18 protein-coding genes are annotated in these 17190 nt (G+C 66.2%); 9 read left to right on the plus strand and 9 right to left on the minus strand.

Annotated elements, in window-relative coordinates:
- The coding region (locus VFW69_RS24660) for a sulfotransferase (RefSeq protein ID WP_526505590.1) at positions 1-262 on the plus strand (262 nt) is incomplete at its 5' end.
- 225 nt (positions 263-487) lie between these two features.
- Here the strand turns inward: VFW69_RS24660 and VFW69_RS24665 are convergent.
- Positions 488-940 (minus strand): hypothetical protein, encoded by a 453-nt coding sequence (locus VFW69_RS24665; protein ID WP_526505592.1) that lies wholly within the window; start codon positions 938-940, stop codon positions 488-490.
- 5 nt (positions 941-945) lie between these two features.
- Positions 946-2124, minus strand: coding sequence for a 3-ketosteroid-9-alpha-hydroxylase subunit A (locus tag VFW69_RS24670; protein ID WP_526505594.1), 1179 nt, complete (start codon positions 2122-2124; stop codon positions 946-948).
- A 126-nt stretch (positions 2125-2250) separates the two neighbouring features.
- Between VFW69_RS24670 and VFW69_RS24675 the strand changes: the two genes are divergently transcribed.
- A complete protein-coding gene (locus VFW69_RS24675) occupies positions 2251-2775 on the plus strand; it encodes a gamma carbonic anhydrase family protein (RefSeq protein ID WP_526505596.1) in 525 nt (174 codons plus the stop codon).
- Here the strand turns inward: VFW69_RS24675 and VFW69_RS24680 are convergent.
- From VFW69_RS24680 to VFW69_RS24695, 4 genes are read right to left on the minus strand one after another with little or no spacing between them, the layout of a single operon-like run.
- Positions 2772-3179, minus strand: coding sequence for a nuclear transport factor 2 family protein (locus VFW69_RS24680; protein ID WP_526505598.1), 408 nt, complete (start codon positions 3177-3179; stop codon positions 2772-2774). The genes VFW69_RS24675 and VFW69_RS24680 overlap by 4 nt on opposite strands.
- Positions 3176-4375: a thiolase family protein gene (locus VFW69_RS24685; RefSeq protein ID WP_499977974.1), complete on the minus strand. Its 1200-nt coding sequence runs from the start codon at positions 4373-4375 to the stop codon at positions 3176-3178. The genes VFW69_RS24680 and VFW69_RS24685 overlap by 4 nt, the downstream gene beginning before the upstream one ends.
- Positions 4375-5439 (minus strand): beta-ketoacyl-[acyl-carrier-protein] synthase family protein, encoded by a 1065-nt coding sequence (locus tag VFW69_RS24690; protein ID WP_526505601.1) that lies wholly within the window; start codon positions 5437-5439, stop codon positions 4375-4377. Before VFW69_RS24690 ends, VFW69_RS24685 begins: the two co-directional genes overlap by 1 nt.
- 15 nt (positions 5440-5454) lie before the next feature.
- Positions 5455-6450: a Zn-ribbon domain-containing OB-fold protein gene (locus VFW69_RS24695; protein WP_526505603.1), complete on the minus strand. Its 996-nt coding sequence runs from the start codon at positions 6448-6450 to the stop codon at positions 5455-5457.
- A gap of 77 nt (positions 6451-6527) precedes the next feature.
- On the opposite strand from VFW69_RS24695, the gene VFW69_RS24700 reads away from it, so the two are divergent.
- The 3 genes from VFW69_RS24700 to VFW69_RS24710 all read left to right on the plus strand — a co-directional run bounded on the left by VFW69_RS24700 (position 6528) and on the right by VFW69_RS24710 (position 9579).
- Positions 6528-7559, plus strand: a complete 1032-nt coding sequence (locus tag VFW69_RS24700; protein ID WP_526505605.1) for an LLM class F420-dependent oxidoreductase — start codon at positions 6528-6530, stop codon at positions 7557-7559.
- 74 nt (positions 7560-7633) lie between these two features.
- Positions 7634-8350, plus strand: a complete 717-nt coding sequence (locus tag VFW69_RS24705; protein ID WP_526505607.1) for an acetoacetate decarboxylase family protein — start codon at positions 7634-7636, stop codon at positions 8348-8350.
- The gene (locus VFW69_RS24710) at positions 8347-9579 is read left to right on the plus strand and encodes a cytochrome P450 (protein WP_526505609.1); all 1233 of its coding nucleotides are present in this window, start codon (positions 8347-8349) and stop codon (positions 9577-9579) included. Before VFW69_RS24705 ends, VFW69_RS24710 begins: the two co-directional genes overlap by 4 nt.
- A 58-nt stretch (positions 9580-9637) precedes the next feature.
- On the opposite strand, the gene VFW69_RS24715 is transcribed toward VFW69_RS24710, so the two are convergent.
- Together VFW69_RS24715 and VFW69_RS24720 are read right to left on the minus strand one after the other, a co-directional pair.
- Positions 9638-10495 (minus strand): putative endonuclease domain-containing protein, encoded by an 858-nt coding sequence (locus VFW69_RS24715; RefSeq protein WP_526505611.1) that lies wholly within the window; start codon positions 10493-10495, stop codon positions 9638-9640.
- Positions 10496-10637: 142 nt separating this feature from the next.
- The gene (locus tag VFW69_RS24720) at positions 10638-11501 is read right to left on the minus strand and encodes a crotonase/enoyl-CoA hydratase family protein (RefSeq protein WP_526505613.1); all 864 of its coding nucleotides are present in this window, start codon (positions 11499-11501) and stop codon (positions 10638-10640) included.
- Between the two features lie 34 nt (positions 11502-11535).
- Here VFW69_RS24720 and fadD19 point away from each other — a divergent pair, with 34 nt between their 5' ends.
- Genes fadD19 through VFW69_RS24740 form a run of 4 tightly spaced genes read left to right on the plus strand, consistent with a single transcriptional unit; the run spans position 11536 to position 16398 of the window.
- Positions 11536-13188, plus strand: coding sequence for a medium/long-chain-fatty-acid--CoA/3-oxocholest-4-en-26-oate--CoA ligase (gene fadD19, locus VFW69_RS24725; protein ID WP_526505615.1), 1653 nt, complete (start codon positions 11536-11538; stop codon positions 13186-13188).
- A gap of 28 nt (positions 13189-13216) precedes the next feature.
- Complete coding sequence (locus tag VFW69_RS24730) at positions 13217-13984, plus strand: fructosamine kinase family protein (protein ID WP_526505617.1); 768 nt, start codon at positions 13217-13219, stop codon at positions 13982-13984.
- A 39-nt stretch (positions 13985-14023) separates the two neighbouring features.
- Entirely contained in the window at positions 14024-14851 is an 828-nt protein-coding gene (locus tag VFW69_RS24735) for an amidohydrolase family protein (protein ID WP_526505619.1), read from the plus strand.
- Complete coding sequence (locus VFW69_RS24740) at positions 14848-16398, plus strand: acetolactate synthase large subunit (RefSeq protein WP_526505621.1); 1551 nt, start codon at positions 14848-14850, stop codon at positions 16396-16398. The genes VFW69_RS24735 and VFW69_RS24740 overlap by 4 nt, the downstream gene beginning before the upstream one ends.
- On the opposite strand, the gene VFW69_RS24745 is transcribed toward VFW69_RS24740, so the two are convergent.
- The gene (locus VFW69_RS24745) at positions 16384-17097 is read right to left on the minus strand and encodes a serine hydrolase (RefSeq protein WP_526505623.1); all 714 of its coding nucleotides are present in this window, start codon (positions 17095-17097) and stop codon (positions 16384-16386) included. The two genes, VFW69_RS24740 and VFW69_RS24745, sit on opposite strands and share 15 nt — an antisense overlap.
- Positions 17098-17190 lie beyond the last annotated feature (93 nt).

Genomic DNA, 17190 nt, shown 5'->3' on the forward strand with positions numbered 1-17190 from the left:
GCGGTTCAACACGGCGCGGGCCAAATACAGTCCGTCGCAGTTCTATGACGTCGACTACAAGGAATTGATCGCCGACCCGATGGGCACCGTGGCCGACATCTACCGGCACTTCGGGATGGCGCTGACCGATGAGGCCAGAGCCGCGATGGAAAAGGCCCACGCCGACAGCCAGTCGGGCGAGCGCGCGCCGAAACACACCTACTCGCTGGCCGACTACGGACTCAGCACCGAGACGGTCAAGGAGCGCTTCGCCGGCCTCTAAGTCACAGGCGCCGCAAGAGTTTCCGGATTGGAGGGCATAGGTTTTGCCCGCCTCTCAGCGACAAAATGCACGAATCGCTCCGGCGCGTCCGCGTTGTCGCTCAAAGGCGGGCGCAACACCAATGCCTCCGGAAGCGGAAGCGGAAGCGGGAGCGGGAGCGGGCGCGGGCGTGAGGGCGGGAGCGGGCGCGGACCGGTCGCCTCGAGTTACGCCCGCGACCGTCGCTCAGGCTTCGTCTGGATCGTCGTCGAGGTAACCCTCGGCGACCGCATGCTCAATGCTGTCACCAAGTTTGGGGCACGACTTCGTGCGCGCGGTGTCGCCCCCGGACTCACGCACCTCGGTGAAGTGCGCACAGCGCTGCCACGCTTCGGTGTTCCATTGCACCGCGGTGTGTCCGGGCCCGAGCCGGCGAACGGTGACCCGCACGTGACAGAACCGGCAGTCCACCGGCAACAGACCCGAATTGAGGTAGCGCTCGCGGTCGGCACGACTGGCTTCGGCGACTGCAGCGGCGCGCTGGGGATCGTTGGCGAAATCCTTTGATTTCGACCAGGATCCACCCTTGCGTTCGGGGCCGGCCGGATGCTCGTCGTGGTCGTGATGATCGCCGTGCAGCAACAACATCGACCGCGCAAGCTGATCGACGTCAGGTACCGCCGGCTGATCGTCGCCCATGATCCCTAGTGTTGTTTGGCCGGCACGTCGTCGGTAACGGGCTCGTCCGCCTCGGAGTCCTTGGCCTTGAGGTTTTCCTCCACCTCGGCATTCCAGTACTCGTTGGCTCGAGTGGTGTCCACCTCGATCTCGAAGCGCTCCACCATCTCAGGCTCGATGTCGGCGACGTCGACGTAGAACTGCTGGTACCAACGACGCAGCTGATAGACCGCGCCATCCTCTTCGACCAGCAGCGGATTGTCGATGCGGGTCTTGTGCTTCCAGATCTCGACGTCCTGCAGGAAGCCCTTGCTGACACCCTCGGTGAACACCTTCGACAGCTTGTCGGTCATCTTTTCGTCCATGCCCTTGGGCTTTTCGACGATGACACCCCACTGCAGCATGAACGAGTTCTGGGTCACCGGGTAGTGGCAGTTGATCAAGATCGACTCGGCCTTGTAACCGCCGTAACTGTTGTGCAGCCAGTTGATCATGAACGACGGCCCGAAGTAGGACGCCTCGGAATCCAGGTGCGCCTCACCGTAAGACGTGCCGAGGTCGTTGACGTCCGGCCGGCCCACGTTGTGCAGGAACTGCGACGCGATGTGACCCTCGAAAACGTTCTTGAAGTATGTCGGCAACCCGAAATGGATGTAGAAGAAGTGCGCCATGTCGGTGACGTTGTCGATGATGTCGCGGCAGTTGGAGCCCTCGATGAGGATGCTGTTCCACCGCCACTCGGTCCACTCGTCGCTGTGGGATTCCGGGATGTCCGGAATTTGGACGGCGGGATCCGGCGGGTTGTTCTCGTGGTCGTGCCAGACGAACAGCAGGCCGCCGCGCACATCGGTCGACCAGGACCGGGTGCGTGCGGTCTTGGGCGTGCGCTTCGCGTACGGCACCAACTTGCACCGGCCATCGCCGCCCCAGCGCCAGTCGTGGAATGGGCAGGCGACCTCGTCGCCCTTGATGGTGCCCTCCGACAGGTCGCCGCCCATGTGCCGGCAGTAGCCGTCGAGAACCTTGATGTCCCCGTGCGAGTCGGCAAACACCACCAGCTTGGTGCCGAACGCCTCGATCGAGTGCGGCTTGCCGTCCTGGAAGTCTTTTGCCACGCCCAGGCAGTGCCAGCCCCGGGCGTATCGGGTCGGCAACGCGCCGGGATCGATTTCCCGGATGCCGACCGCTTTGGTGTCCGTAGTCACCAGTCACCTCCAACTCGCTTGCCCTCTAACTAGAACACGTTACAGTTTTCTGACGTCGACGCGCAACGACCGCGCGTCTGGCTGGCATTTCCCACGGCGTATGCGCACTCGGGGTATATCTAAACGATGCCGCTGTTTGCGTTCGAGGGCCGCGCGCCACGGGTCGATCCCACCGCTTTCGTAGCCCCGACGGCCACTCTGATCGGCGATGTCGTGGTGGAGGCGGGGGCCTCGGTCTGGTTCAACGCCGTGTTGCGCGGCGACTACGGGCCCATCGTGGTGCGCGAGGGCGCCAACGTCCAAGACGGGTCTGTTTTGCACGCGCCTCCCGGTATCCCGGTCGACATCGGCCCCGGTGCGACAGTCGCGCATCTGTGCGTCATTCACGGGGTCCACGTCGGCCAGGAGGCACTGATCGCGAACCACGCCACCGTTCTGGACGGTGCGGTGATCGGGGCGCGCAGCCTGGTCGCCGCGCATTCACTGGTGACGGCCGGTACCCAGATACCGGCCGGGATGCTGGCCATCGGCGCGCCGGCGCAGATCAAAGGCCCGGTCGCCGGGACCGGCGCCGAGATGTGGGTCAAGGTGAACCCACAGGCCTACCGCGACCTCGCCCAGCGGCATCTGGCCGGGCTGGAGCCGCTCTAGACTTTGCGCGTGTTGGCCGCCGCGCGTTCCATCTCCCAGTAGGCACGCAGGGCCACCATCTTGCCCTCGGCGTTGACTCTGTAAGTGAACACTCCCTCGGCGGTCGTCTGGTACTCACCCGTCGTGATGAGAATGTGCCCGACGTTAGCTTCCTCGTTGCCGCACTGATAGGTGTCGCGGAAGAAGAACTCGATCTTCGTGGTGGGGGCGATGGCCTTGTCCCAGAAGGCCGAGATGTCATCACGGCCCCGGTGCCCCAGGCCTTCGGGGTCGAACACCGAGGGCCCGATCGGGTCCTCGACGATGGCGTCGTCGGCGAATACCGCCAGCCAGGCGTCCTTGTCCCGTGCCGCCACCGCCTCGCGGGAGCGGCGGCCGGCCTCGTGCGCGGGATGCCCGCTCACGCATCGACCTTCTGGGCCGCGGGCTTGTCAGCACCCACCACCCACATCGAGTAGTACTGCGAGCCACCGCCGTAGGCGTGTCCCAAAGCCTTTCGTGCGTTGGGTACCTGGTGGTCGCCGCCCTTGCCCATCACCTGAATGGCCGCTTCGGCGAAGCGAATCAGGCCGGAGGCGCCGATCGGGTTCGACGACAGCACGCCACCCGACGGATTCACCGGCAGCCGACCGCCGATCTTGGTTTCGCCGGCTTCGGTGAGTTTCCAGCCTTCGCCCTCGGCGGCAAACCCGAGGTTTTCCAACCACATCGGTTCGAACCAGGAGAACGGGACGTAGATCTCCGCGGCGTCGATCTCGTCGATCGGGCTCTCGATGCCGGCAGCCTTCCACAGCGCCGCGGCTGCGTCACGGCCTGCCTGCGGGCTGACCTGGTCGCGTCCGGAGAACTGCAGCGGCTCGGTGCGCAACGCGGTGGCGTGAATCCATGCCACCGGATGTCCTTGCGCCAGACGGGCTTCGGCGGCCTCCTCGTTGCCGATCACGACGGCAGCGGCACCGTCGGAGGACGGGCAGGTCTCGTCGTAACGGATCGGGTCCCACAGCATGGGCGACGCCATTACCTTCTCGACGGTGATGTCGGGTTGGTGCAGGTGCGCCAGCGGGTTCTTGCTGCCGTTGAGCCGGTCCTTGACCGCGACGATGGCGCCGATGTTCGTCGGAGCCCCCGAGCGGCGGATATACGAGCGCACGTGCGGGGCGAAGTAGCCACCCGCGCCGGCACCGACCGGCTTGATGAACGGGATCGGAATCGACAACGCCCACATGGCGTTTGATTCCGATTGCTTCTCCCAGGCCATCGCGAGCACGCGCCGGTACTTGCCGGATTGGACCAGGCTGGCAGCCACCACCCCGGTGGAGCCACCGACCGATCCGGCGGTGTGCACCCGGATCAGCGGCTTGCCGGTGGCGCCCATGGCGTCGGCCATGAACAACTCGGGCATCATGACGCCCTCGAAGAAGTCCGGCGCCTTGCCGACCACGACGGCATCGATATCGTCGAAGGTGGAGCCGGAGTCGGCCAGTGCCCGATCGATCGCCTCGCGCACCAGGCCATTCATCGAAACATCTTGGCGCTTGGCGACATACTTCGTTTGTCCGGTACCTAGTACCGCAGCAACGTTTGGCCCTGCACCGGCCATCAGTTCTTTCCTTCCATCACCGCGACCAGGTTCTGTTGTAGCGCAGGCCCGCTGGTGGCATGCGCCAGCACCCGCTCAGCCGAACCGTTCCAGATGTGTTGTGCTGCAAAGCCGATGCGTTCGAGACCCGCGACGAACATGGGATTGGCCGCCAGCGCTCCGCCAGACGGATTGACCTTGGTCGGTCCCGGTATCCGGATGGCTTCCTCGATGATCAAGTGCTGGTGGGTGAAGGGCGCGCAGATCTCGGCCACGTCGAGGTTGTCGGTCCGGCCGCCCGTGGCCACGTGGGCAGCGGCCTTGGTCGAGACGGACTCGGTGAGGTCACGCGCGCCCAGCGACGGGGTTTCGATGCGATGCTCGATTCCGGTGATCCAGGCGGGGTTTTCGCGCAGCTCGCGCGCCCGGTCGCCGGCAGCGAGCACGATCGCCGCGGCGCCGTCGGTTATCGGAGCGATGTCGTGACGCCGCAGCGGATCGGCGAAGTACGGCCGGTCGAGCAGTTCGGAGACGCTGATCGCCGGTTCCAGCTGGTCCACCCGGCGGGCGTTCGCCCAGGAATCGAACGCCACGCGCGCCATCTGCTCCTCGGTCCACGCGCCGCTGTCGAGCCCGGCGCGCGCCTGCAGCCCGGCCATCGACACCGAATCGGGCCACAATGGCGCGACGGTGTAGGGGTCGGTCTGCCGCGTCAGGATCTGACGCAGGATGCCGGCCGAGGACTTGCCGAAGCCATACACCAGCGCGGTGTCGACCTCGCCGGTCAGGATCTTGATGTAGGCCTCGTAAAGTGCCCAGGCCGCGTCCATCTCGACGTGCGATTCGTTGATCGGCGGAACAGCACCGATCGAGTCGATCGCCGAGATAAACGAAAATGCCCGTCCGGCAAGGTAATCGGATGATCCGGAACACCAGAAGCCGATATCGGTCCTGCTGATACCCAGCTCCTCGTACAGCTCGGCGAAGCACGGGATCAACATCTCGACACCGTTGGTGGTGCCGTCGGTGCGGCGGACGTGTGGGGCGTGGGCAAAGCCGACGACCGCGACGTTGCGAGCGCTCATGTGCAGGTAAGCCCTTTACAGGTGGTGCTTGTAGGTGTCGTAGTCGGCGTCGGGTTCCCCGGTCGGCCGGAAGTACTCGATGTTGTCGATGCCAAATCCCCACTCCTCGCGGGGTTTCCACACCGCCTCGACGCGCATACCCATCCGTACCTCGTGGGCGTCGATGTCGGCGACCAGATGCAGGAACGGGATGTCGGCCCCGTCGAGCAACACGTAGGCCGCCACATAGGGCGGCTTGATGCGCTGACCCTGGAACGGGATGTTGATGATCGCGAACGTCGTGACGGCGCCCTTGTCCGGCAACTCCACGAACTCGGTCGTCGGCTGGCCGGTGGCCGGGTCGGCGCCATGCGGCGGGAAATAGACCTTGCCGTTCTCACCCGTCTTCGCACCGAGCAGCTTGCCCTGCGCGATGGCCCGCAGGTAAGCGCTCTCCTCGTGCGAGGCGCTGTGCTGGATGGTCAGCGAGACGGGCGTGACGATCATGGTCACCGGGTCTTTGTCGCCGGCCGACTGCTCCGTCACCGCCTCGGCTTCCTCGCCCGGCTTGAAATACGCGATGTCCGTGATGGCGCCCACCGGCTCGTCGACCCAATGCACATGCACCCGGGTGCCGGTCTTGATGGCCTTCGGCTCGCCCGCGTCCACGGCGTGGATCAGCGGGGTGTCGGCGCCGTCCAGCTTGATCAGTGCCCAGGCGAACGGCCGATCCAGTGGCTGGCCCTCCATGGGCTCGGGCTGCCAGGTCCACGAGACCACGGTGCCGACACTGGACACCGGTACCATCTCGCCCAGCGGCTCATAGGTGACCGGGTCATATTCCGCCGGCGGCACGTGCACCCGGCCATCCGATCCGCGCACACCCAGGACGTGGCGGTCACGCAGCGCGGTGAAGAACTTACCCAGCGTGGGGCCGACCGAACGGGTGTAGTCGAAGGACAACGTCAGTGGCGCGGCGAGCGGTGGCTCAGGGTGATCCATCAGGGGCGGGCTACTCGAGCTGGCTGTCACGCCATCGAGTAGAACAGGTTCTAAGAACGGATTCAAATCTTTCTTGGATCGGGACGACCACCGGAAGGGCAAAGACAATGAAGCTGGGATTGCAGCTGGGATATTGGGGCGCTCAGCCGCCGCAGAACCACGGCGAGCTCGTCGCCGCGGCCGAGGAGGCTGGATACGACGCCGTCTTCACCGCCGAGGCATGGGGTTCGGACGCCTACACACCGTTGGCCTGGCTGGGTTCGTCGACGTCGCGGGTACGGCTGGGCACCTCGGTGGTCCAGCTGTCCGCCCGCACCCCGACCGCCTGCGCCATGGCGGCTTTGACGCTCGACCACCTGTCCGGCGGCCGGCACGTCCTCGGCCTCGGCGTCTCCGGCCCGCAGGTGGTCGAGGGCTGGTACGGCCAGTCGTTCCCCAAACCGCTGGCCCGCACCCGTGAATACATTGACATCATCCGGCAGGTGTGGGCGCGGGAAGCGCCCGTGACCAGCGCCGGCCCGCACTACCCGCTGCCGCTGACCGGTGAGCGCGCAACGGGTCTGGGCAAGCCGCTCAAGCCCATCACCCATCCGCTGCGGGCCGACATCCCGATCATGCTGGGCGCCGAGGGACCGAAGAACGTCGCGCTGGCCGCCGAGATCTGCGACGGCTGGCTGCCGATTTTCTACACGCCGCGCATGGCCGACACCTACAACGAGTGGCTGGATGAGGGATTCGCCCGCCCGGGCGCACGCCGCAGCCGCGAGAACTTCGAGATCTGCGCGACCGCCAACATCGTCATCACCGAGGACCGCAGCGCCGCCTTCGCGGCCATGAAGCCCTACATCGCGCTCTACATGGGCGGGATGGGCGCCGAAGACACCAACTTCCACGCCGACGTCTACCGCCGGATGGGCTACTCCGAGGTGGTCGACGACGTGACGAAGCTGTTCCGCAGCAACCAGAAGGACAAGGCCGCGGAAATCATCCCCGACGAGGTGATCGATGACGCCGCGATCGTCGGCGACGTCGACTACGTGCGTAAGCAGATCAAGGGCTGGGAGGCCGCCGGCGTCACCATGATGGTGGTCTCCGGTCGCAGTACAGAGCAGGTCCGCGAGCTGGCGACCCTGATCTGAGACCGCCGCGGCGAAAATTAGAACACGTTCTAATTTTCTTGCCAGGGACTTAGAACGCGTTCTAGATTGTCCGGATGACAGCCTCGCAGCACACCATCGCGGGCCGGGTGCTCACCATGCCGGTGCAGATCCGCAAGGCGACCCAGCACATGGCGATGTTCTCCGTCGACGCGGACGCCGCCCAGCGACTGATCGACTACAGCGGCCTGCAGGTCTGCCGTTACCTGCCGGGGCGCACGATAGTGGTCCTGACGTTCATGCACTACATCGACGGCGACCTGGACGAGTACCGCGAGTTCAACACCAGCTTTATGCTCAACCCGCCTGGGTCGACGGCGAGCGGTCCAGGCGCCATGCGGTCGGCTGGCGCCTTCACGCACCACATGCCCGTCGACCAGCCGTTCACGCTCGAAGCTGGAACGAAGATCTGGGGCTACCCGAAAGTAATGGCGGACTTCACCATTCGGGAAGGCCGCCAGTTCGGGTTCGATTGCACCGTGGACGGTCAACTGGTCGTCGGCATGGAATTTCGCCAGGGCCTGCCGTTTCGGCTCACCCCGCGCACGCAAGCGCAGCGGAGCTACTCGCACCGCGACGGGGTCACCTGTGAAACCGACTTCGAATACACGCTGGACGGCGTGCGCACCCGGTTCGGCGGGGCACGCGTCCAGCTGGGCGACCACCCATACGCGAAAGAGTTGGCGTCGCTGGGCCTTCCGAAGCGCGCGATGCTGTCCAGCTCTGCTGACCACGTACAAATGACATTCGGCGACGCACAGGAGATTTCATGACTATTGGCTCGGAGACCATCCCGGAAGCAATCTCGGACATCGATCTGACCGACGGCAATTTTTACGCCGACCGCCGCACGTCGCACGAGGCCTATCGCTGGATGCGGGCCAACCAGCCGGTGTTTCGTGATCGCAATGGACTGGCCGGCGCCGCCACCTATCAAGCCATCCTCGACGCCGAACGCAATCCGGAATTGTTCTCCAGCACCGGCGGCATCCGTCCCGAGCAGCCCGGCATGCCCTACATGATCGACATGGACGACCCCGCACATCTGTTGCGGCGCAAGCTCGTCAACGCTGGCTTTACCCGCAAGCGGGTGAAGGAAAAGGAACCTTCCATCGGCAGGTTGTGCGACACCCTGATCGACGCGGTGTGTGAGCGCGGCGAGTGTGACTTCGTCCGCGACATCGCCGCCCCGCTGCCGATGGCGGTTATCGGCGACATGCTGGGCGTGCTGCCCCAAGAACGCGGCATGCTGTTGAAATGGTCCGACGACTTGGTCTGCGGGCTGAGCTCGCACATCGACCCCGCGTCGGAGACAGCTCAGGCGGTGATGGCTGCCTTCGCTGCGTACACCGAATTCACCACGGACATCATCACCAGGCGGCGAGCCGAGCCCAACGACGACCTGTTCTCCATCTTGGTGAACGCCGAGGTGGAGGGTCAGCGGATGTCCGATGACGAGATCGTCATGGAGACACTGCTCATCCTCATCGGCGGTGACGAAACCACTCGCCACACGCTGAGTGGGGGCACCGAGCAGCTAGTGCGTCACCGCGACCAGTGGGATGCCCTGGTGCGCGACCCCTCACTGCTTCCCGGCGCGATCGAGGAGATGCTGCGCTGGACATCGCCGGTGAAGAACATGTGCCGAACCCTGACCGCCGACACCGATTTCCACGGCAGCTCACTGCGTGAGGGCGAAAAGATCATGCTGATGTTCGAGTCGGGCAACTTCGACGAGTCGGTGTTCGATGAGCCGGACAACTTCGACATCCGCCGTAACCCCAACAGCCACATGGCCTTCGGCTTCGGTACGCATTTCTGCCTGGGTAACCAGCTGGCCCGCCTGGAGCTGTCGATGATGACCGAGCGGGTGCTCAAGCGGCTGCCGGATCTCAGGCTGGCAGATGACGACTCGACCCTGCCGCTGCGGCCGGCGAACTTCGTCAGCGGGCTGGAAGCGATGCCGGTGGTGTTCACCCCGAGTGCCCCGCTGCTGAGCTGATTTGCTGCGCCGAGGCGCGAGCCTTGCGCCGAGCGTGAACTCACGGCGAGATCTCTGTTTATTTTCCGCCCTCAGTGCACGTTCGGCGAGCCCAGGCCGCCGACACCCGGGCGATGACACCGCCCGGCGTGTCTTCCGCGGTTACCCGAACGTTGGTCCAACCCAGCTCTGCAAGTGACTCCGCACGTCGAATGTCTTTGTTGAACTGCCGTCGGTCGGACCGGTGGTGATCGCCTTCGTACTCGACGGCCAATTTGATGTCCTCCCAGCCCATATCGAGCGAGGCGATCAGAAAGCCGTACGTGTCGTAAACCGGTATCTGCGTCTGCGGGCGCGGGTAGCCGGCATCGATGAGCAGCAGTCGCAACCACGTCTCCCGCGGTGACTCCGCGCCCGCGTCAACCAGTGCCAGCGCGCGCCGGGCACGGCGGACATTGCGATGTCCCTTGTAACGCTCAGCGAGCGACTCGACTTCGGCGATGTCGAGTTTCGTCGCCCGAGCGAGCGCGTCGAGACCCGCGACCGCTGTGCCAATGGGGTTGCGGCAGGCGATGTCGAAGGCCGTGCGCGCGGCGGAGGTCGTGGGTATGCCGCTGATCACCCGGACTTCATTGTGTGCCAATGAATCCGACCACGTGTTGATACCGGTAGGTGGACGGCGGTGATCGTAGAACAATTGGGCTGGTGCCTGGTGGTCCACCCATTTGGCCCCGTGCTGCGCCGACGCGGAGCGCCCGGCGACGATGCCTCGGCGCCGGGACCACAGCCATGCCGCGCACGCACGTGATGTGGCGGTCAGTTCGGTGCCGGGGGCGACGTAGACGTCGGGGTGCAGCGCGACGAATCGACTCCGCAGCCGGTGTCGGGTAAGGGAGCCGGTTGCGAGCGCCTCGCTGCCGATGAAGGGTTCGCGCACGCGAGCAGTGTGGCGCGCAGGACTGACAACAACGCCGAGCGTGAACTCAGGGCGGAAAACCGGCCGAGAAACCGCCCTGAGTTCACGTTCGGCGAAGGAGAGGGCGGCAGGAGCGGGCGGCCGCGGCGCGGCCGGGTGGCGCCTAGCGGTTTTTGAAGTTGGGCTTGCGCTTCTCGGCGAACGCCCGGGGGCCTTCCTTGGAGTCCTCGGAGAGGAACACCGGGATGCCGTTGGCGGTGTCGGGCTTGAAGGCCTCTTCCTCGTGCATCCCCTCGGTCTCGCGGATCGTCTTGAGGATTGCCTGCACGGCCAGGGGACCGTTGTTTTCGATGACGTCTGCGATCTCGAGCGCCTTGGTCAGCGCCTGCCCATCGGGGACGACGTGGCCGATCAGGCCCATATCCTTGGCTTCGGCGGCGGCGATGTGCCGTCCGGTCAGCAGCAGGTCGCACGCCACGGTGTAGGGAATCTGGCGCACCAGGCGGACGGCGGACCCGCCCATCGGATACAGGCTCCACTTGGCCTCGGAGATGCCGAATTTGGCGCTCTCACCGGCGACCCGGATGTCGGTGCCCTGCAGGATCTCGGTTCCTCCCGCGATGGCGGGCCCTTCGACGGCGGCGATCAGCGGCTTTTTCAGCCTGCGGCCCTTGAGTAAGGCATCGATTCGCGACGGGTCGTAGCTGCCGTCCTTGAACGACTCACCCGGCGGCTTCTGGGTTGCTGCCTTGAGGTCCATGCCCGCGCAGAAGTAGCCACCCGCGCCGGTCAGGATGCAACAGCGGATGTCGTCGTCATTGTCGACACGGTCCCAGGCCTGGACCATGATTTCCATCATTTCCGTGCTCAAAGCGTTGCGGCGGTGCGGCCGATTCATGGTCACGATGAGGGTGTGACCACGCTGCTCCACCAGCGCGTCGGGTCCGGCTTCCCCGTTTTCTGTGTTTGCTGGGGTTCCGGCATTCTCCACGGTCACGGCTACCGCCTTTCCCTCGACAACGGGCACGAGCTTGCCACGAAATGTAACACGTTCTAATTTGGTGGCCGTGGCCTTGAATATTGCCGACCTTGCAGAGCACGCCATCGACGCTGTGCCCGAGCGTGTCGCCCTGATCTGCGGCGACGAGAAGTTGACCTATGCCCAGCTAGAGGAGAAGGCCAACCGCCTGGCCCACTACCTGATGCAGCAGGGGGTGAAAAAGGACGACAAGGTCGGACTGTATTGCCGCAACCGCATCGAGATCGTCATCGCGATGCTCGGCATCGTGAAAGCGGGCGCCATCCTGGTGAACATCAACTACCGCTACGTCGAGGGCGAGCTGCGCTACCTGTTCGAGAACTCCGACATGGTCGCGCTGGTGCACGAGCGCCAGTACTCCGACCGGGTGGCCAACGTGTTGCCCGACACGCCCAACGTCAAGACGACTCTGGTCGTCGAGGACGGCAGCGACAACGACTTCGGCCGCTACGGCGGCGTCGAGTTCTACTCGGCGATCGCGCAGAGCTCGCCCGAGCGCGACTACGGTGAGCGCAGCGCTGACGACATCTACCTGCTCTACACCGGCGGCACCACCGGCTTCCCGAAGGGCGTGATGTGGCGCCACGAGGACATCTATCGGGTGCTGTTCGGTGGAACCGACTTCGCCACAGGCGAATTCGTCAAGGACGAATACGACTTGGCCAAGGCCGCCGCGGCCAACCCGCCGATGGTCCGCCACCCGATTCCGCCGATGATCCACGGCGCCACCCAGTCGGCCACCTGGATGTCGATCTTCTCGGGCCAAACCACCGTGCTGGCACCGGAATTCAACGCCGATGAGGTGTGGCGCACGATCCACGAGCACAAGGTGAACCTGCTGTTCTTCACCGGCGACGCGATGGCGCGACCGCTGCTCGACGCGCTGCTGGCCCACCAGGACGAGGGCAACGAGTACGACCTGTCGTCGCTGTTCCTGCTCGCCTCCACCGCGGCGCTGTTCTCGCCGAGCATCAAGGAGAAGTTCCTCGAGCTGCTGCCCAACCGGGTCATCACCGACTCCATCGGATCTTCGGAGACCGGATTCGGCGGCACCAGCATCGTTGCCAAGGATGCGCCGCACGCCGGTGGCCCGCGCGTGACGATCGACCACCGCACCGTCGTCCTCGACGAGGACGGCAACGAGGTCAAACCCGGCTCCGGCGTGCGTGGCTTCATCGCGAAGAAGGGCAACATCCCGGTCGGTTACTACAAGGACGAGAAGAAGACCGCCGAGACGTTCAAGACCTTCAACGGCGTGCGGTACGCCATCCCCGGCGACTTCGCGACGGTCGAGGAGGACGGCACTGTCACGATGCTGGGCCGCGGCTCGGTGTCGATCAACAGCGGCGGCGAGAAGATCTACCCCGAGGAGGTCGAGGCCGCGCTCAAGGGTCACCCCGACGTCTTCGACGCCCTGGTGGTCGGCGTGCCCGACCCCCGGTACGGGCAGCACGTCGCCGCCGTCGTACAGCCCCGGCCGGGCGCCCGGCTCGCGCTGTCGGAGCTGGACAGCTTCGTGCGCTCCGAAATCGCCGGCTACAAGGTGCCGCGCAGCCTGTGGCTGGTCGACGAGGTCAAGCGGTCGCCCGCGGGCAAACCCGACTACCGCTGGGCCAAGGAGCAGACCGAGGCACGCCCGGCCGACGACGTGCACGCCGCCCACGCCACTGCGTGATGCGTTTTCAGCGCTAGGCCCGCGCGGTGTGACCGACTTCGTCAAGCACCGGGCGGGCGCGCCCGCCGGCTTCTTTGCCTGGGAAGCCGCAGGGCTGCAATGGCTTTCCGCCGTCGACGGTGGCGTGCCGTGCGCGCAGGTCGTCTCCGTTGACGACGCGAGCCTGACTTTGCGGCGCCTGGGATCGGTCAGCCCGACCCCGGAGGCCGCGCGCACGTTCGGCGGCCGGCTGGCCGTGACGCACGACGCCGGCGCCCCCGCGTTCGGCGCGGGGCCGGACGGCTGGGACGGGCCGGGCTTTTTCGGACCGCTGTCGCAGCCCTTGCCGATGTCGCTGCGCCGGCACCGGAGCTGGGGCGAGTTCTACGCCGAGGAACGGCTGGGTCCGATGGCCGAACTCGCGGCCCCGCGGCTCGATGCCGCCACCCGCGACGCCGTCGACTCCGTCGCGGCGCGTTGCCGTGCGGGCGATTTCGACGACGACGACCGGCCGGCCCGACTGCACGGCGACCTGTGGAGCGGGAACGTGATGTGGACGTCCGACGGTGTCGTGCTCATCGACCCGGCCGCACACTCCGGTCACCGGGAGACCGACCTGGCGATGCTGGCGCTGTTCGGCTGTCCGCACTTCGACGCCGTCATCGACGCCTACCAGCGGGTGCGACCGCTGCGGGCCGGCTGGCGCGACCGCACCGGCCTGCACCAACTCTTCCCGCTGCTGGCGCACGTCGTGTTGTTCGGCAGTGGGTACGCGCAGCAGACGAACGCCTGCGCCCGCGCGGCCCTGACCATCTGACCTCGGCGGGCAGCCGGGGTCGGTCTAGAGTCCAATCGCATGACGATCGATGTTTGGATGCAGCATCCGACTGCGCGGTTTCTGCGCAGCGACATGCTCGCATCCCTGAGGCGGTGGACGGGCGGGACGATCCCCGACACCGACATCCCGATCGAGGCGACCCTCGCGTCGATGGACGCCGCCGGCGTGGAATTGGGTGTGCTCAGCGCCTGGCGCGGCCCGGGTGGAGAGGACCTGGTCTCCAACGACGAGGTGGCGCAATGGATTGCCGCGCACCCTGACCGGCTCGCCGGCCTGGCCACCGTCGACCTGGACCGCCCGATGGAAGCCGTCCGGGAGCTGCGGCGCCGGATAGCCGACGGCGGGTTCGTAGGCCTGCGGGTGGTGCCGTGGTTGTGGAATGCCCCGCCCACCGATCGTCGCTACTATCCGCTGTTCGCCCAGTGCGTTGAATCCGGGGTGCCGTTCTGTACCCAGGTCGGTCATACCGGGCCGTTGCGCCCGTCGGAGACCGGCCGGCCGATTCCCTACATCGACCAGGTGGCACTCGATTTCCCGGAGCTGGTGATCGTCTGCGGCCACGTCGGATACCCCTGGACCGAGGAGATGGTCGCGGTCGCCCGCAAGCATGAAAACGTCTACATAGATACGTCCGCGTACACGATCAAGCGGTTGCCGGACGAACTCGTCCGGTTCATGAGGACCGGTACCGGGCAACGAAAAGTGTTGTTCGGCACCAATTATCCGATGATCACCCACGAGCACGCGTTGGCGGGACTGGACGAACTCGGGCTGTCCGACGAGGCTCGCCGAGATTTCTTGCGCGGCAACGCCGAACGAGTTTTCCGACTGGAGGCAATGAAGTGAATGGTGCCCAGGCCCTGATCAACACCCTGGTCGACGGTGGCGTCGACGTATGTTTCGCCAACCCGGGCACGTCGGAGATGCACTTCGTCGCCGCATTGGACGCCGTCCCGCGGATGCGCGGCGTGCTGGCATTGTTCGAGGGGGTCGCCACCGGCGCGGCCGACGGCTATGCGCGTATCGCCGATCGCCCGGCCGCGGTCCTGCTGCACCTGGGTCCCGGACTGGGCAACGGGCTGGCCAACCTGCACAACGCGCGTCGCGCGCGGGTGCCGATGGTGGTGGTCGTGGGCGACCACGCCACTTATCACAAAAAGTACGACGCCCCACTGGAATCCGACATCGACGCGCTCGCCGGCAGCGTCTCGGGATGGGTGCGCCGAACCAGTGACGCCTCCCAGGTCTCGGCCGATGCGGTCGAAGGCATCGCCGCCAGCCGGTGGGGTTCGCAGATCTCGACGCTGATCCTGCCCGCCGACGTGTCGTGGTCCGACGGGGCCCAGCTGTTCTCCAACCTGGAGGCACAACCGATGGGCGCCGATCCGCTGCTGGCGCCCGAGGTGATCGAGGTGCTTCGCTCCGGGGAGCCCACGGTGATCATGGTGGGCGGCGATGCCACCCGTCATGCCGGGCTGGCGGCGGCCACCCGCATTGCGGCGGCGACGGGTGCCCGCGTGCTGTGCGAAACCTTTCCCACCCGGCTGGAGCGCGGCGCCGGCGTCCCCGCGGTCGACCGGCTCGCGTATTTCGCCGAGGCCGCCACCGCTCAACTGGACGGCGCCAAGCATCTGGTGCTGGCCGGCGCCAAGTCGCCGGTGTCGTTCTTCGCCTATCCCGGCATGCCCAGCGATCTGGTACCGGCCGGCTGCGAGGTGCACGTGCTCGCCGAATACAGCGGTGCCGCAGACGCTTTGATCGCCCTGGCCGATCAACTCGCGCCCGGCACCGAGGCGCCGCTGGCGCCCGCATCGCGTCCCCAGCTGCCGACGGGCGCGCTGACCTCCGCGTCGGCCGCCGACGTGATCGGGGCGCTGTTGCCCGAAGGAGCGATCGTGGTCGACGAGTCGAACACCTCGGGCGTGTTGCTTGCCGGGGCGACTGCCGGGGCGCCGGCGCACGACTGGCTGACCCTCACCGGCGGGGCGATCGGCTACGGCATCCCGGCGGCGGTCGGCGCCGCGGTGGCCGCCCCGCATCGTCCGGTGCTGTGTTTGGAATCCGATGGCTCGGCGATGTACACGATTTCGGGATTGTGGACCCAGGCCCACGAGAATCTCAATGTGACCACCGTGCTGTACAACAACAGCGCCTACGACATCCTCCGGATCGAGCTGCAACGCGTCGGCGCCGGTTCGACGCCCGGGCCCGAAGCGCTCGCACTGCTCGATTTATCAGATCCCACAATGGATTTCGTGAAGATCAGCGAGGGCATGGGGGTGCCCGCCCGCCGTGTCACCACCGCCGAGGAATTGGCCGATGCGCTGCGCGCTGCCTTCGCCGAGCCCGGGCCGCATCTGATCGACGCCGTGGTGCCGTCAATAACGGGCTAGGGTTGGCAGCCGGCTCAGCAGCCAGTCCGTCATCGCATTGACCACGTCGATGCCCGTCTGGAAAGTGCCGTCGTCCACGTCCGCCGCGAGTGCCACCCCCCATTGGCCGGAGGGCGTGGGAACGATGCCGAACTGGCGGACCAGGTACTCACCACGTACGCCCGGCCCCCAACCACCCTTCGCGGCAAGGCCTTTCGCGGCCAGCCCCCACTGATCGCCGGCGACCAGGCGTTGCATCAGGTCGATCACTTCGACGGCGTCCGGGATGGTCGCCAACTCCGCGGCGAACCGTGCCTGCCGCTGCAGGCTCCACTGGGTTTGGCCGAAAGCGGTGAACCCACGGCGAAGTCGTCGTGCTTCGACCACGGTCGCGGTGTCGCCGCCTTCGGCCACCACGACCTGAACCCGTCGCGCCGCGTCCATCGGCTCGCCCAATTGCGACCACAACTGTTCGGAGGCGCGATTGTCGGATTCGGTGATGGCTCTCACGGCCAAATCGCGGGCGCCCAGCCAATCGTTGCGCAGCGCCGCTATCGCCAGGGGCACCTTGATGGTCGACCACGCCACGCCCGACCACCAGCTGCCCAGCGAAAATGTTCTGTCCGGGCGGGCGATTGCGACGCCGATGTTCGCCGGCACCGCGGCGGAAAGCTGTTCGAAGCTCGCTTCCAGCGCAAGCTCGAGAGGCCGCGCGGTCATGCGCAGGTTTCCACGGCCAAACGGGCGGCGACTTCGCGGATTTTCATCAAGCGCTGAGTTTACTGCTACGACGCCGCATCCGGCGGCAATGCC

Source organism: Mycobacterium sp., assembly GCF_036273375.1.
Taxonomy (GTDB): Bacteria; Actinomycetota; Actinomycetes; order Mycobacteriales; family Mycobacteriaceae; genus Mycobacterium.

Coding starts and splice junctions, on each gene's coding strand:
- VFW69_RS24665 (WP_526505592.1), bottom strand. CDS start 940: ATGGGCGACGATCAGCCGGCGGTACCTGACGTCGATCAGCTTGCGCGG.
- VFW69_RS24675 (WP_526505596.1), top strand. CDS start 2,251: ATGCCGCTGTTTGCGTTCGAGGGCCGCGCGCCACGGGTCGATCCCACC.
- VFW69_RS24685 (WP_499977974.1), bottom strand. CDS start 4,375: ATGGCCGGTGCAGGGCCAAACGTTGCTGCGGTACTAGGTACCGGACAA.
- VFW69_RS24690 (WP_526505601.1), bottom strand. CDS start 5,439: ATGAGCGCTCGCAACGTCGCGGTCGTCGGCTTTGCCCACGCCCCACAC.
- VFW69_RS24700 (WP_526505605.1), top strand. CDS start 6,528: ATGAAGCTGGGATTGCAGCTGGGATATTGGGGCGCTCAGCCGCCGCAG.
- VFW69_RS24705 (WP_526505607.1), top strand. CDS start 7,634: ATGACAGCCTCGCAGCACACCATCGCGGGCCGGGTGCTCACCATGCCG.
- VFW69_RS24710 (WP_526505609.1), top strand. CDS start 8,347: ATGACTATTGGCTCGGAGACCATCCCGGAAGCAATCTCGGACATCGAT.
- VFW69_RS24735 (WP_526505619.1), top strand. CDS start 14,024: ATGACGATCGATGTTTGGATGCAGCATCCGACTGCGCGGTTTCTGCGC.
- VFW69_RS24745 (WP_526505623.1), bottom strand. CDS start 17,097: ATGACCGCGCGGCCTCTCGAGCTTGCGCTGGAAGCGAGCTTCGAACAG.